The 15,241-nt window shown below is 63.8% G+C and carries 12 protein-coding genes; 9 read left to right on the forward strand and 3 right to left on the reverse strand.

What is annotated here, in order from left to right:
* Positions 1-629 precede the first annotated feature (629 nt).
* The 9 genes from VGN72_06070 to VGN72_06110 all read left to right on the forward strand — a co-directional run bounded on the left by VGN72_06070 (position 630) and on the right by VGN72_06110 (position 9,746).
* Positions 630-1,184 (forward strand): 3D domain-containing protein, encoded by a 555-nt coding sequence (locus tag VGN72_06070; GenBank protein ID HEV7298914.1) that lies wholly within the window; start codon positions 630-632, stop codon positions 1,182-1,184.
* Positions 1,185-1,358: 174 nt separating this feature from the next.
* Positions 1,359-3,092 carry a hypothetical protein gene (locus VGN72_06075; protein HEV7298915.1) on the forward strand — a complete coding sequence of 578 codons (1,734 nt, stop codon included), beginning with the start codon at positions 1,359-1,361 and terminating at the stop codon, positions 3,090-3,092.
* 90 nt (positions 3,093-3,182) lie between these two features.
* Positions 3,183-3,542 (forward strand): HEAT repeat domain-containing protein, encoded by a 360-nt coding sequence (locus tag VGN72_06080; GenBank protein ID HEV7298916.1) that lies wholly within the window; start codon positions 3,183-3,185, stop codon positions 3,540-3,542.
* Between the two features lie 36 nt (positions 3,543-3,578).
* Positions 3,579-4,028, forward strand: a complete 450-nt coding sequence (locus tag VGN72_06085) for an ATP-binding protein (GenBank protein ID HEV7298917.1) — start codon at positions 3,579-3,581, stop codon at positions 4,026-4,028.
* A complete protein-coding gene (locus VGN72_06090) occupies positions 4,021-4,383 on the forward strand; it encodes an STAS domain-containing protein (GenBank protein ID HEV7298918.1) in 363 nt (120 codons plus the stop codon). The genes VGN72_06085 and VGN72_06090 overlap by 8 nt, the downstream gene beginning before the upstream one ends.
* A gap of 175 nt (positions 4,384-4,558) precedes the next feature.
* Entirely contained in the window at positions 4,559-5,368 is an 810-nt protein-coding gene (locus VGN72_06095; protein ID HEV7298919.1) for an ABC transporter permease, read from the forward strand.
* Between the two features lie 73 nt (positions 5,369-5,441).
* Positions 5,442-6,242 (forward strand): ABC transporter ATP-binding protein, encoded by an 801-nt coding sequence (locus VGN72_06100; GenBank protein ID HEV7298920.1) that lies wholly within the window; start codon positions 5,442-5,444, stop codon positions 6,240-6,242.
* 216 nt (positions 6,243-6,458) lie between these two features.
* The gene (locus VGN72_06105; protein HEV7298921.1) at positions 6,459-7,655 is read left to right on the forward strand and encodes an MlaD family protein; all 1,197 of its coding nucleotides are present in this window, start codon (positions 6,459-6,461) and stop codon (positions 7,653-7,655) included.
* Between the two features lie 150 nt (positions 7,656-7,805).
* Positions 7,806-9,746 carry an amylo-alpha-1,6-glucosidase gene (locus VGN72_06110; protein ID HEV7298922.1) on the forward strand — a complete coding sequence of 647 codons (1,941 nt, stop codon included), beginning with the start codon at positions 7,806-7,808 and terminating at the stop codon, positions 9,744-9,746.
* Positions 9,747-9,817: 71 nt separating this feature from the next.
* Here the strand turns inward: VGN72_06110 and VGN72_06115 are convergent, their stop codons facing one another.
* The 3 genes from VGN72_06115 to VGN72_06125 all read right to left on the reverse strand — a co-directional run bounded on the left by VGN72_06115 (position 9,818) and on the right by VGN72_06125 (position 15,067).
* On the reverse strand, positions 9,818-12,511 hold the full coding sequence (locus VGN72_06115; protein ID HEV7298923.1) for an Ig-like domain-containing protein: 2,694 nt from the start codon (positions 12,509-12,511) through the stop codon (positions 9,818-9,820).
* Positions 12,512-12,913: 402 nt separating this feature from the next.
* The gene (locus tag VGN72_06120) at positions 12,914-13,315 is read right to left on the reverse strand and encodes a PilZ domain-containing protein (GenBank protein ID HEV7298924.1); all 402 of its coding nucleotides are present in this window, start codon (positions 13,313-13,315) and stop codon (positions 12,914-12,916) included.
* A gap of 111 nt (positions 13,316-13,426) precedes the next feature.
* Positions 13,427-15,067, reverse strand: a complete 1,641-nt coding sequence (locus VGN72_06125) for an excinuclease ABC subunit UvrC (protein ID HEV7298925.1) — start codon at positions 15,065-15,067, stop codon at positions 13,427-13,429.
* Between the last annotated feature and the right edge of the window lie 174 nt (positions 15,068-15,241).

Below are 15,241 nucleotides of genomic sequence, written 5' to 3' on the forward strand. Positions count from 1 at the left end.
CGTATTTCGTCGACCATACGCAACCGCAACCGAATCCGAAAGCGATTCAGCGTCGCAGTGCCAGTGGGCGTTGCGCCAAATCGACGTCGATCGCGCAGCGCGGGCGTCGTAAAGGATGGTGTGCTCTTTGACAACTGAATAGGTGGCGCCCGGATTGGTGGCCGCAGGTTCCGCATCCACGCGATGGTGCAAAATGGTGCAGAATGGTGCACGAAATCGCGTTTTCGCTTGCTCAAACCGCCGCGGGCAGGGGTCTACAGCTTTCCGGCGTTCTTGCGCGTGGGTAACGCGCGTCTTCACGTTCGCTTCGGCTTGCATGGGGTTGCACTTCCCGCTGCGAGAAAACGCACGTTTTTGAATGAGGTTGTTTCCGGTCGACATCATCCCGCATAAACCGAAATCCCACGTCGCCGGCCGCTGGCCGATTCCGCGGCAGGTCCTATAATGTCGACCGGCGTTCTTGGCGAGTTTCGGAGGCTTGGGACGCGCGCAGCCGGTTCAATCGCTACAGCCGGACCTTCACCCGATCCGCCGCTTGCGAGTCGCCCGAGCCCGTATGGCGGTCGGTGTATAGTTCGGACATCACCGCAGGACGCTAGCCCGGTGCTTTGAACCGCAAAGGGATCTGAATGACCAAGACGCAAACCAACCTGCTGCAGCGAGTGGCCCGGGGCACGTTTGTCGGACTTTGCGCCGCCATGGCGATCGGCATGATCGGGGCCGTCAGCGTGCGGGGGCAGGCGGGCACGGGGGTGACCAGCGGCGCCGTCGAGGGCGTCAATCTTGCGTTCGAAACCGTCGCCCCGGTGGCCGTTGCCACCGAGGTGACCACCCCAGCGGCCGTTGAACTGTCGTCGGCCAAGCCGCAGCCGAAGTCGAAGGTCGTTCGGATGGAAGTGACCGGCTACTGCCCCTGCAAGAAGTGCTGCGGCCCCAACGCCCAGGGCATCACCGCCAGCGGCAAGAAGGTCAGCTACAACCGCGGCCGGTTCGTCGCGGCCGACACCAAGGTGCTGCCCTTCGGCACCAAGTTGAGCATCCCCGGCTACCACGACGGCACCGCCGTCGAGGTCATCGATCGCGGTGGCGCGATCAAGGGCAAAAAGCTCGACCTCTACTTCCCCACCCACCAGGCCGCCCTCAACTGGGGCCGCCAGCACGTGGACGTGACGGTGATGGAGTAAGTGGTAATTGAGCCCGCAGGGGGCGGGGGATAGACTTCGCTCATTCTCACTCGCTGGCTCCATCATCCCCTCCTCTGGCTGCCGGTCACGGCGATCCTGCTGCTCACGTTCGCCATGGCATCGTACACGGCTGCGTTGACCAAAAGCGCGACGTATGACGAAACACTCGGCATCGTGTCTGGCCATCTCGCATTGCACCACCGCGACTACCGACTGCTGCCACAGGATCCTGCGTTGTTCAGCTACCTCGCCGGACTGCGCGCAGGTGACGACCGCGTGCAGATCGATCGCTCATCGCCACTGTTCACCAACGCGTTAAACAACACGGAAGCGCAATGGGCGTTGGCGATCGATACGCTCTACAAGAAGCCCGCCGCCCCACCCGACGCGCTGCTTCAACGAGCACGGTTGCCATTCGTCGTCGTCGCCGTCATCGGTGGATTGGCGGCCGCAATATTCGCCTACGCTCTGGGTGGCCCCGTGGCGGCCATGGTGACGGCCGGGCTGTTCGCGTTCGACCCGAACCTGCTGGCGCACGCGCCGCTGGTCAAGAACGACGTTCCTCTGGCGGCCATGTTCGCGATCGTGATCGGACTGACGTGGTGGGTCGGCCGCAGAGTCAGCGTTGCCTTGGTGGCGCTACTGGCACTGGCGTGCGCGGTGGCGATCAACGTCAAGTTGTCGGGCGTGCTGCTGATCGTGATGGTCGGCCTGCTGTTGGCCGGCCGCGCCGCGCTGTTACGGGCCGATTGGCACGTGCTAGGCCGAAACGTCCGCTCGCGCAGATGGCGCATCGCTACCTGTGCCGGCATCCTGTTCGCAACCGGACTCGTGTGCTGGGCGACCACGTGGGCGGTCTACGGGTTTCGGTATAGCGTGGCCCCCGACGCGCAGGTGACGGCCGGTTGGGACGCGCTGGAACGGGCGGCCCGTGCTGGCCGGGCACAGGCGGCTCACCCCGACCGCCCCGTCACCGCAGCCGACCTAGAATCGCAGCCCGTGGGAACGTTCGCCACACTCGTACGATGGGCCGCCGGTGCGCGCCTCTTGCCTGAGGCTTGGTTGTACGGACTGCAGTTCGTCCAGACGTACGCGATCGTGCGCAGTTCGTTCCTGCTCGGGGAAACGACGCTGACCGGCCACTGGTACTATTTTCCGCTCGCCATGGCATTCAAGACGCCCACGGCGGTACTGGCGGCCGCCGTGGTCATTCCTACTATCCTGCTGTATCGACGTTTGCGACGAAGTAACTCCCCCCCTACCGTCCGGCAACGTCAGGACCGCACTTGGGCGTTGCTTTGCCTAAGCGCGCCCGTGGTCGTCTATAGCTTGATATCGATGACGACAAGCCTGAATTTGGGCATTCGTCACATGCTGCCGGTCTACCCACTTTTGTACGTCGCAATCGCGTGCGGCGTGGCGCAGTTGGTCCAGTGGAACTGGAAAGCGATCAACCTTCTACTGACCGGGCTAGTTGTCGTACTGGTGGCGGAGTCCGCGCTGGCTTGGCCGAACTACATCCCCTTCTTCAACGCCCCCAGCGGTGGCGCGCGAGGCGGCATGAAGCTGCTGAGCGACTCGAACCTCGACTGGGGCCAAGACCTGAAACTGCTGGCCGAATGGCAGCAGCGCAACCCTAACGTGAAGCTGTACCTGTGCTATTTCGGCTCGGCCGACCCGGCGGCGTACGGCATTCGGCGCGTCGAGCTGCCCGGTGGGTGGCAATGGACCGAATGGACCGGCGACCTGCGCGAGCCGGGCGTGATCGCCGTCAGCGCGACGAATCTGCAAGGCACCTACCTGCCACCACAGTTTCACCGCTTCTACAAGTCGCTCGCCGAGCAACAGCAGCCGCTGGAGATTCTGGGGGAATCGATTTACCTCTACGCACATCCCGGGCGGCCGTAGGTTAGATGGCGTCAGGCAGCCGGGCCCCTTCTGTCACGTTCATCACGCACGGCGATTTTGCAGATATTGGCCCGCTCGGGACGATAGGACGTGGTGCGAACGCGTGCGCGGATCCTCTGTACCTTCGTCGTCGCGGCATCTCTGTCGGGATGCACGCTGCCGCCGCGTGGTGCGCGGTATGCGGGTGATCCGGATCCAAGCATCAAGATTCCGGCCATCCGCCAAGTGGCGGCACAGCGCGATACGGCGCAGGTGCCCGTCGTGGTGAAGGACCTCTCCAGCGACGACCCGGCCGTCCGGTTCTACGCGATTCGCGCGCTACAGAAGATGACCGACGGCGACGCCAAAGGGTACGTCTACTACGCGCCCGACGACGAACGCGCCGCTGCGGTCGAGCGGTGGCAGGCGTGGCTGGCCGACGAACAACAGCAGAACGGGGGCGCCCGCTGACCGTCGCGCGATTCGCGACGGCACCGCTGGCACATTATGCCATCCGCCAATCCATCCAACGCGGCGCTCGACCTGTCGATCACCAGTGATCCGGCGCAGCTGGCGCCGGCGCGCAAGTCGATCGAGTCGTTCTGCCTGTCGCACGGGCTGGACGAGAAGGCGACCGAGGACATGGGCCTGTGCGTAAACGAGGCGATGGCCAACATCACCCGCCACGCCTACGCCGGCCGCACCGATCGCCCGATCGCGCTGCGGGCGGCCGATACCGGGCAGGCCGTCGAGGTGTCGATGCGCGACTGGGGCAACGGCGTGAACCCCGCAGAATTAGCCGTGAAACCCAAGGATCCGCTCGTGCCCGGTGGGCTCGGGTTGGTATGCTTGCGCAGCCTGATGGACGACGTACGATTTGAACCGCAAGCGGACGGCATGCGGCTGACGCTGACCAAGCGGAAGACGCCCGCGACAAAGGAGCCCTCGCATGACTGAACTGAAGACCGGCACCAACCTCGTCCCCACCGCCCGCGTCGTTGACGGCACCGCGGTCGTGGCGGCGCTGAAGGGCGAGATCGACCTGCACAACAGCCCGGTCATCCGCACCACCCTGCTCGATTTGCTGGCCAAGCATCAGCCGAAGAAGCTGGTGCTGAACCTGTCGCAGGTGCCTTACATGGACTCGAGCGCCATCGCCGTGCTGGTCGAATCGTTGAAACGCATCCGCAACAACGGCGGGAAGATCTACCTGACCAACCTCCAGCCCCGCGTGAAGGGATTGCTGGAGATCGCGCGATTGAACGCCATCTTCGGCATCTGCGCCGACGAGGCCGAAGCGCTGGCGGTGTAACTTGGGAAGATCTTTCCGGTCCCCTCTCCCGGTACGCCGGGAGAGGGTTAGGGTGAGGGTGATTTCGAACATCGAGAGTCGTCAGCTGTACGAAATCACCCTCACCCATCCTCTCCCAAAGCATGCGGGAGAGGAGCCAGATCACGGTTGCTGAACGCGTTACGGCCTATATACCATGGACTTCCTCCGCCCCATCTCCGCCCTTGGCGCCTTTACGATCGGCGTGCTCGAGTTCATCGGCGGTCTGGGCTATCTGCTGCTGGACACGCTAGGCGTCGCGCGGCAGGGTCTGATCGACAAGCGCACGCGGTCGGCGGGTTGGGAGAACCTGTGGACGCAGATGGTGCGCGTCGGCGTGATGAGCGTGCCGATCGTCAGCCTCGTGTTGTTCTGCATCGGCGCCATCCTGGCGCTGCAGATGGCCCCCGTCTTGGCCGACTACGGCGAGGTTCGCCGGGTGGCGGACCTGATCTCGATCGCGACGTTTCGGGAACTCGGCCCGCTGGTAAGCGCCATCGTGCTGACCGGCTTCGCCGGCGCCAGCATCGCCGCGGAACTAGGGACGATGGTGGTCTCAGAAGAAATTGAAGCGCTTGAGGCGCTGGCGATCCCCCCCGCTCGATTCCTGGTGCTGCCCCGCGTGCTGGCGACCACCTGCATGATGGTCTGCGTCGCCGTCGTTGGCGATCTGATGGGCGTGATCGGCGGCCTCGTTGTGGCGACCTCGCTGCTGGGGTTGGATGGTGGCCAATATGTACAGCGCACGTTCGACGCGGTTCGCCTGATGGATTTTCTAACCGGCCTCGTGAAGGCTGGCGTGTTCGGTGTGCTGATCAGCGCCCTCGCCTGCTATCTCGGCCTGAGCGTTCGCGGTGGCGCCCAGGGCGTAGGCGTGGCGACCACCCGCACCGTCGTCTACACGATCGTCGCGCTCATCATCGTCGACCTGATGTTCACCAGCGTCTTTTACGCCATGGGATGGTAAAGGAATTGCCGATTTTTGATTTGCGATTGAAGGGCAAGACGATCAATGGCAAATCGGCAATCGAAAATCGCAAATGGCAGAAGCCCTCATCCAAGTTCAGGACGTCACCAAGCGGTTCGGCGAGCGCACGATCCTCGATGGAATCCGGCTCGACGTGTTGCGCGGCGAGACGCTGGTCATCATGGGTGGGTCGGGGTCGGGCAAGTCGACGCTGCTGCGCACGATGATCGGCAACGAGCGCACCGATGGCGGCGCGATCATCGGGTTTGGGAAGAACATCTGCGGGATGGACGCCGAGCAATTGTCGGGGTATCGCAAGTCGATCGGCGTGCTGTTTCAAAGCGGCGCGCTTTTCAACAGCATGACGGTCGCCGAGAACGTTGCCCTGCCGCTGCGCGAGCACACGGACCTGCCGCCGGAGACGATCGACATTATCGTGAAGATCAAGCTGGAACAGGTGGGCCTGCGCGAACATGCCCGCAAGATGCCCTCGGAACTGTCGGGCGGCATGAAGAAGCGTGCCGGCCTGGCACGGGCAATCGCGCTCGACCCTCAGATTTTGTTTTACGACGAGCCCAGCGCAGGGCTGGACCCGGTTACCAGCAGCGAGATCGACGTGTTGATCAACGACCTGAAGAACAAGCTGGGCGTCACCAGCGTCGTGGTGACGCACGAGATGGACAGCGCCTTCCGCATCGCCGACCGCATGGTGCTGCTGGACCGCGGGAAATTCATCGTCAGCGGCACGCCCCAGGAAATGCGCGCCAGCACCGACCCGCTCGTACGGCAGTTCATCGACGGCCTGACCGAAGGCCCCCTCACCGATCGGCGTCGCGGGGGTGAGTATGAGCTGGATTTGCTTGGGGCAGAGTGAAGTAGCAAAGCAGGAGTTGGAACCGCCAAGGACGCCATGAACGTCAAGCGAAGAGGAAGCGGAGATAGAGGATGGGAAAACGAATAGGAGTCAACGGGAGCGCCGGTCGGTCGACCGCGACTCTCCTCCATTTTCGATTCTCGTTTTTCTCCTCCTTCCCTTGGGGCTCTTGGCGACCTTGGCGTTTCGTAATTCTGCGGATCAGTGGATGTACCTATGGATAAGCAACGCAACAACCTCCGGGCCGGTTTGTTCATCGTGGTCAGCGTGCTGCTGATCCTCGGGGTGATCGTGGGTATCAAGGGCGTCGGCACGCTCTTCACGCCGGCGAACCTGCACACGGTCAGCTTCAACCTGAGCGACGACGTCAGCGGCCTGGCGGTCGGTGACGCGGTGCGGCTGGGCGGCGTATCGGTCGGCGTGGTGCGCAGCATCGAGTTCGACGGCGCAACGGAACCAAAGGTTGTGGTCTCCTTCACCGCGCCGCAGCGGTTCGCGCTGAAGCGCGACGCGCGCATCGGCATCCAGAGCACGCTCACCGGCAACACGTGGCTGAACATCGACAGTCTCGGCGCGGGAGAAGCGCTCGCCAGTGGTGAATCGCTGGTCGGTCGACCGAGTGCATTCAGTCAGCTGTTCGCTGCGGTGGGCGAGATCGGGCCGGAGTTGAAGGGCGCGTTGACCGACGTGCGCACGCAGACGCTGCCGAAGGTGAACACCGCCGTCGATGGCTTTGCCGACACCGGCCCGGCGGCGACGGCGCTGCTGAAGCACGTAGATGCGAAAATCGACCCCGCCGTCGAGAAGTACGATGCCTTGGCCGACACCGGCACCGACGCGCTGGCCAACATTCGCGACATCGCCGGCGACACGAAGGGCGACTTCCGGTCGACCATGTCGAACCTGTCGAGCGTGACCGGCAGCGCCAAGGACAAGGTGCCCGCGATCCTGGACAAGGTTGACGCGTTCGCCGCCACCGCGAACGGGACGATCGACCGCGCGCAGTCGGCCGTTACCGACCTGCAGGCGGCGCTGGCGAACACGAAGGACCTCACCGGTTCGGCGCGCGGCCTGCTCGTGCGCAACCGCGGGAAGATCGACGACTTGGCCGCGTCATTGAAGACCACCGGCGACAACCTGAAGGCCGCCACCGCCGAGATCCGCCGCAGCCCGTGGCGGCTGTTGTACAAGCCGGGCCCGGGTGAGATGGCCAATCTGAACCTTTACGACGCCGCCCGCCAGTTCGCGGACGGCGCCGGTGACCTCAGCGACGCCGCCGTGTCGCTGCGCGATCTGTTGGACGATCCTGATGCCAAGCCCGAACAGGTCGAGAAGCTCATCGAACGGCTCGATCAGACGTTCACGGAATTTCAGACGGTCGAGCAGAAGCTGTGGAGCAGCGTGAAGCAGTGAGGGGATTGCGGAAGCGAGAAGCCGCGATGTTGTTTCCGGCTCCTCTCCCGGAGTACCGGGAGAGGGGACCGGAGGCCCGCTGCGCTTTGCTTCAATTCCGCCTTCCCCCTCCCCTCGCCCTGCCGCGCCGCTGCCCCTACACTCTGAACCATGTCGCTTTACTCGATCGAAACGAATGGCAACCTACAGCCGCATCTGACGCAGGAGTGGTTGTTGACCAATGGGCTGGGCACGTACGCCGCGGGCACCGTTGTGGCGTGCAACACGCGTAAGTACCACGGCCTGTTGTGCGCGGCCACGCTGCCACCGGTCGGCCGCGTCATGCTGCTGAACCGGGTCGCCGAGATCGTCACGATCAGTGGCGAAATGCACGATCTGTCCATCAATCAGTTCGGGGCCGACTATCACCCGCGCGGCGAGCGCAACCTGCGGCGATTCTCGCTCGGCCACACCGCCAAATGGGAATATGAGGTCCCCGGCGCCAAGATCACCAAGGAACTGATGCTGCTGTGGCGCCAGAATGTCGCCGCGGTCCGGTACACGGTGAACCTGCAGCGCTTGCGGTCGGTCGAGATGCAGGTGCTGCCGTTCGTCAGCATGCGCGACTTCCACGGCCAGCGCCGCGCATGGGCGGCGTTCACCACTGAGCGCTCGGGGCACGGCGTGAGCGTGCGCGACGACGCGTCGAACCAGACCGTCGCCGTCCACGCCAGCACTGGTGAATTCATTGCCAAGCCCGACTGGTGGTACGCCCACGCCTATCAGCACGAAGCCGCGCGCGGCCTCGACAGCGTCGAGGACCTATTCACGCCCGGCCGGTTTCAGTTTCACTTCATTGGCGACAATACGTCGGTGACACTCGTGTCGTCGATCGACGGCAAGCCCACGATCGACTGGGACGCCGAGCTGCAGACGCGCGTGGATGCGTACGCAAAGGCCGTGCAGAAGCCGGCCGCCTCTGAGCCATCGAAGACGATCGTGCAGCTCACGCACGCCGCCGCCGACTTCATCGTTGCGCGCACGCCACCCAAGGGCGGCGAGGGCACGACGATCATCGCCGGCTACCCGTGGTTCGCCGACTGGGGGCGCGACACGATGATCTCGCTGCCGGGCCTGCTGCTGTCCACCGGCCGCTTCGAACAGGCGCGGCAGGTGCTGGGCGTGTTCGCGAGCTACGTCAGTGAAGGGATGATCCCCAATCGGTTCGACGACTACACGAACGCGCCGGAGTACAACACGGTCGACGCCAGCCTCTGGTTCGTCCACGCCTGCTTCGAGTACCTGCGCCTATCGGGCGACAAGAAGGCGTTCACGAAGACGCTCCGAGGGGCGTGCGAGCAGATCATCGACGGCTACTCGCGCGGCACGCGGTTCGGCATCCGCATGGACGAATCTGACGCGCTGATCACGCAAGGCGACGCAAGCACGCAGCTGACGTGGATGGACGCCAAATGCGGCGACACGGCGTTCACGCCGCGCCAGGGCAAGCCGGTGGAGATCAACGCCCTCTGGTACCACGCGCTGCGCCTCATGGGCCGCGACGACGTCGCCGACCGCGTGCGCGACAGCTTCGTCAGAGCGTTCTGGCTCGGCGCCGATAAGGGCCTGGCCGACGTGGTGGACGGCGAGCGGCGCGACGAGTCGATCCGGCCGAACCAGATCTTCGCCGTCAGCCTGGCCAATAGCCCCCTATCTCCCGAACAGCAGGCGGCCGTGGTGGCGGTGGTGCAGCGAGAACTGTTGACGCCGTTCGGGTTGCGCACGTTGTCGGTGGAAGATCCCCAGTTCAAGTCTCGGTACACCGGCCCGCAGAACCAGCGCGACGCCGCGTACCACAACGGCACGATCTGGCCCTGGCCACTGGGGGCGTTTCTGGAGGCGTACCTGCGCGTGAACGACCGGTCGCCAGAGGCGATCGATCAGGCCCGGCAGTGGTTGTCGCCGTTGATTGATGGGATGGGCAACACCGCGTGCATCGGGCAGATCAGCGAGATCTACGAGGCCCAAGAGCCGCACCGCCCGGACGGTTGCTTCGCGCAGGCGTGGAGCGTCGCCGAAGTGCTGCGCGTTGCGGTTGAGTTGGGGATGTAGGGGCGGTGGAACTTGCTTGCCACTGACGTGGCAAGCCCTTGGTGGGCCTTCGTTTCCACCCGGTGCCGGGCCTACTTTTTGGTGATCGGGCGCACGTTGCGGATGATGCCCACGAAGTCCTGTTGGTCCACCGAGTCCACGATCGCTTCGATCGCGAAGACGTAGGCATTGGGGATGGTTTTGCCGTCGGCCTGTTTCAGTCGGTAGAAGCGGAAGCCGCGGCGCTGGCTCGGGTCGGCCTGGAACGTGTTGCGGACGTCCTGGCTGTAGACGACGCGATTCCCCAGCGCCGGCCAGCCCGTGGCCAGACCGAATGCACCGTCACCTGGATCGAACGCCGACTCGCCGTTCAGGCTTGGTTCGACGCTCTTATTCGACGTCGCCTCAACCGTGAAGAGCGGCACACGATCCCCACCTCGCTGATCGAGCCGCTGCGGATCGTACCACGACATGGACAGCACCGGCGACGCGGTCGGGCCGAAGCAAGCCAGTGGCTCGATCGTCACCGGGTCGGGCAGAACCTTCTCGAACAGCTGCGCGTTCACCTCGTCCTCGGACGCCAGCACCACCGGCAGATCGGCCACCTCGGGGGCAGGATCTCCGACGTCCACCGACAACTCGTGCAATTCGAGGATACGATGCAGCGACGGCTCATCGTCGGCCGTTGATCCGGTCGTCACCAGCCCGCGCAGCTCGATCGACAGCACCGGGGTGGTCGGGTCGTTCGACTCGATCGTCAGCACCGCTGACTTCACGCCCTCTGCGCTGTCGCGGCTCACGTCGAACCCGATCAACAGGTCGTACGGGCGGAACTGCCCCACGCTGACGTCGGCACCGGGCGCGTTGAGGATCTTGAACATCGCGGCGTCAGGCCCGGTGATCTTGAAGCCCGCCGGGCGCATTACCAGTGGTTCAGTACCGGCGTTGCGCAAAGACAGGCGCCGCGGCGGCGTCGGACTGCCGGCGGTCAGCGCGTGGAACAGCAGTTGCCGCTCGCTCGGCACCACGTGTGAGCCCTTGGGCAGCGGGCGCAGCAGCGAGATCCGCTGGTTGCCGAATTCGGAGACGTACAGGTTGCCGGTGGGCAGGTCCTCCACCAAACCCAGCGGGCTGTTCAATTGCGTAAAGCCCACGATGCCCTTCACATCCTCGGCGATCGAACCGTCGGGGCGTGGTGTTAAGACGACGATGTCCTTGCCGCCGCTGTAGCGTGTGAGCAGCAGCTTGCCCTTCAGCGCGCCACCGAACGTGTCGCTCTTGTACTCGATGATGCCGTTCGGCGAGGCGTTCTTGTCGAAGTCGTACGCGAAGCCGCGGAAGTTCCGGTCCGGCTGCACGCCGACCGGATATTCGTGCACCTCGGCCACATCGCTGTCCCGCGTCGGATTGCCACCGTTTAACACGAACTCGTTGCGGTGCGGGTTCGGGTGCCCGTAGTACCCACCGCGAACGATGCGGTACAGGAAGTCGTTCTGCGTCTGCAGCACACCTTCCAGCGGGGGGATGACGCCGGGGTTGTACGGGCCCATTTGCGCGTCGATCCGCAGACCGCTGATCGTGCCGCCATCGTAACCGGGCGTGCTGCCACCTGCGGCCGATCCGTTGGACGGCGCGTATAGCGAGCCGTTCGAATGCGTGAACAAGGTCAGCGCATTACGGATGCCGGTGGCGTAGATCGTCAGCGGCGCACTGGGCGCAAAGGGGTCGTAGGTGCCGCCCTCGTCGGTCTTGGCGTCCAGCGGCAATTTCGTGATCTTCGAGACGTCCAACCGCAGGATGGCAGCCGTCATCAGGTGTTCGCTGCGCTTGCCCCACGCTTGGTCGGGGGCACCCATAGCGGTATTGCTGGGCTGGCAGAAAAAGATCGCGCCATCGGGACCGACGATCGGTGCAGCGGTGATGTGGTCGCGCCTGCTGCGCGGCAGGTTGATCACGTAGTCCTGATAATGCTCGAGGTTCGCGCCGGACAACCGCGAGAGCTTACCCGTCCAATCGGCGCCCTTGTCGAAACTGAACTCGCTATGCGTGACCCAGGCGATGAGGTTGTCGGGCGTGCTGGCAGGGTCAAAAGCGATGCCCGGCACCATGCGCGGGCCCCAATTGGCGCGCTGGATCGACGAGATGACCGTCGGCGTGCCGAGCGTGCCGCCAGGCCCGATGTCATAGCGCACGATTCGCCCGTCAACGGTGGTGCCGTACAATCGCTTGTCCGGGCCGATCACGAGGTTGATTACCGGCATGCCGACCGTCGTCGGTTGGGGTATCTTCTCAAATCCGCCGGGGAAGTTGACCATCGCCCGGTCCTGACCGGTAACGAAGGTGGTCTTGTACGGTCGGAACGAGACGCCGCTCGTATCGCGCACGTTCGGCGTCACCTCGAAGGTATATTCGGTCTGGGGGTCCAGCGCCTCGATCGGCTGGAGCACGATCGCATCACCACCACCGGTCGTGTTGCGCAATGCCTGCACCGGTTGGCGGTCCACGGTGCGATATAACAGAACCGTGGCGTCAGAGAGAGTGCGGTCGTCGACGCCGTGCCCGGTGTTGGGCAGACCAACGTCCGCAGCGATGAACGTGGCGGGGTCGACGTTGTCCTGCAGCATTGCCGGGCGCGTCGAACGGACCCAAGGGTGCAGCGTGAAGAGGTGGCCCAGGTAGCGATGCCGGAGCCCCCGCCCCTTCAACGATTGCCAGCTGACAATCCCCACTACCGCGACGACGACGATGATGACCGCCACGCGACGATAAGACGTTTTCTTCAACACTGACAGACTCTCTCCCAGGGAGCACGCAGGTCCCCCTGTGATACGTTATCGGCTTCGATGAGCGTTGAATTTACTACACCTGCGCAGATGGTTCCTGCCGTTCACCCACGAGCGGCACGTGCGGATTATACGGGTTGTATCGCGATTGGCGAACGAAGAATCGCACAGCCCATAAATCCATGCGCAACCGAGGCCAGCTATCAGAATTGCTCCTTATCAAAGGGCTTATGTGAGATTCACTGGCGGTGTTGAACTAGCGCTCAAAAATAGCAATCACCGTTTGCGAGCTCATCCATGATACGCAGCCGCCGCAACGATTACCGATTATCGGTTTAGCGTACCCCCCTTGTTCACCCGCTGATGCTCCGGACCCGCCGCGGCGCAGTGGCGGGTCGGATTCAACTATATCCCGGCGAAGACCGGCCCTTTTGGCTGCGTAGCATGGGCCGCATTGATGCGCTTGGTCGAGAAGACGGACGTCGGTTCCTCGAACTCGACGTAACCCTCGACCCACCCCTCACCGATCTCGCGCGTCCGGCGCACATGGCAGCGGACGTGCCGCACGCCACCGTCGGGCGCGGGAATGCGGATCGTGGCCGCCTCGATGTCCTGTAGATCGGTCGGTGAGACGAAGCCCGAGCCGCCGGCGTTCACGTCGCGCGTGTAGAGCGTGAACTCCTGCCCATCCACGCCCGTCCCCACAAGCGTGGCCGCCACCTCGTACTTCGCCCGCGGCATCCGCCGACGTTCGTCACCGACCGCGTCGACCTCGTACATGCCGCTCTTGTTCGTGTTGTCACTCATCTCGCATTTGCTCCTTCTGGCGCACGGTGCTCGTGCAAGAAGGATCTACGATTGAATGAGCCGAAAAAAAATCGCGACAATGTGACCTGCGTTATCGGACGCGCAAAGCGTCTACTCCTCCGGCGACCGCTCGGGGCGGCCCTCGGCAGCCAGTGGTGACTCATCGACCGTCTGAATCTCCGGATCACCATGCAGCGGATCGCCACTGGCAGCGGCGTCCTCCGGATCCAGCAGTTCGTGCTCGTCGACCGCCGCGTCATCCGGCGTGGGTGGGTGCAGGATCGGCAGGCTGGCGATCGTGGTGTGCGGGTTCTCCCCCGCCGCCGGCGCCTTCAGGATACTGTTATCGTACTCGACCTTACGCTCGCGCGGCGTCTTTGGCTTGCCCGTGGTGCCGCTGCGCCGTGCGGGGGGCCGCCGGCCACCCTTCACGTCCTCTTCCAATTGCGCTTTGCGCCGCAGGATGTGGTGGTAGTGCTGCGCGAACCGATGCGCCTCGTCGCGAATGTACTGCAGCAGCTTCAGCCCCAAATGGTTCCGAGGCAGCTTCAGCGGCTCGCCCTTGGCCTGCACGTAGACTAGCTCTTCCTTCTTGGCCAGCGAGATCACCATCGGCGGCTTCACGTCCATGCTTTTGAACACGTCCAGCGCCGCGTGCAGCTGACCCAGGCCGCCGTCGATTAAGATGACGTCCGGGTACAGTTCCTGGTTGTTCCCCGCCTCGCGATATCGCCGGCTGACGACTTCCTGGATGCTGAGGTAGTCGTTGTTCCCCTGCCCGTGCGAGATCTTGTATCGCCGATACCCGTCTTTAAACGGCGAGCCATCGATAAAGCAGACCTTGCTGCCGACCATCTCGCCCCCCTGCAAATGCGCGATGTCGATCGCCTCCAAAATGCGTGGCGGTTCCGGCAGCTGCAGCGCTTCCTGCAGCGCCGCGAGCCCTTCGCGCGGGTTGGACGCAAAACTCTCCGGCTGCCAGAACTCCTGCTCGCCCTTCTTCGCCCGTGCGCCCAGCGCATGCAACGCTTTAATCTCGTCGCGCAGCTTGGCGGCCCGCTCGAACTTCATGTCCTTGCTGGCCTCGATCATGTCGCGCTCGAGCGCCGCGATGACCGACTTCTTATCACCGTCCAAAAAGCGGATAAGCCGTTGGATGTCCTCGCGATACGCCTCTTTGCTGATCTTGGCCGCGCACGGGGCCGTGCATTGTTTGATGGGATACAGCAGGCACGGCCGAAAGAACCGCCGCTTGTCGTCACCGTCGTTGATCTCGAGATGACACGTGCGGAACTTGAACGCCTTCTGCAACAGCGTGACCGCTTCCTTCAGCGCGTAAACGCTGGTGAACGGCCCGTACAGCTTCACGCCCCTGCTCATCGGCTGCCGCGTGATGAAGACGCCGGGAAAGTCGTCGCCCGTGGTGATCATCAGATAAGGAAACGACTTATCATCCCGCAGCGACGCGTTGTACTTCGGCTGGATGTCCTTGATCAGCCGATTCTCCGCCAGCAGCGCCTCGACCTCCGAATCGGTCTGGATGATCTCAAACTCGACCACCTCGGTCAGCAACCCCGCCTTGCGCTGTTCGATCTTGGTCGACGGCTGAAAATAACTCCCCACCCGATCGCGCAACGACGACGACTTGCCCACATAAATGACGCGCCCCTTCGCGTCCTTCATCAGGTACACGCCGGGCGCCTTCGGCAATTCCTTAGCCTTGGCGGAAAGTCGTTCGATGCGGTCGTCCATGACGTCTGGGGGAATTATAGGCAACAAAGCGGGGCCAACACATTGGTCAAGCCCCGCGGCCAGTATGGCCGAGACCGTTTTCCCTTCCCGTCTAGGACGAATCTGTTAATGTTCGTGCCGTACGCAGAGTCGAGAGGCCCATTTGCGGCCGAACCCGCAGTTGTATTAAGGGGA

It is taken from the genome of Tepidisphaeraceae bacterium, from assembly GCA_035998445.1.
Taxonomy (GTDB): Bacteria; Planctomycetota; Phycisphaerae; order Tepidisphaerales; family Tepidisphaeraceae; genus DASYHQ01.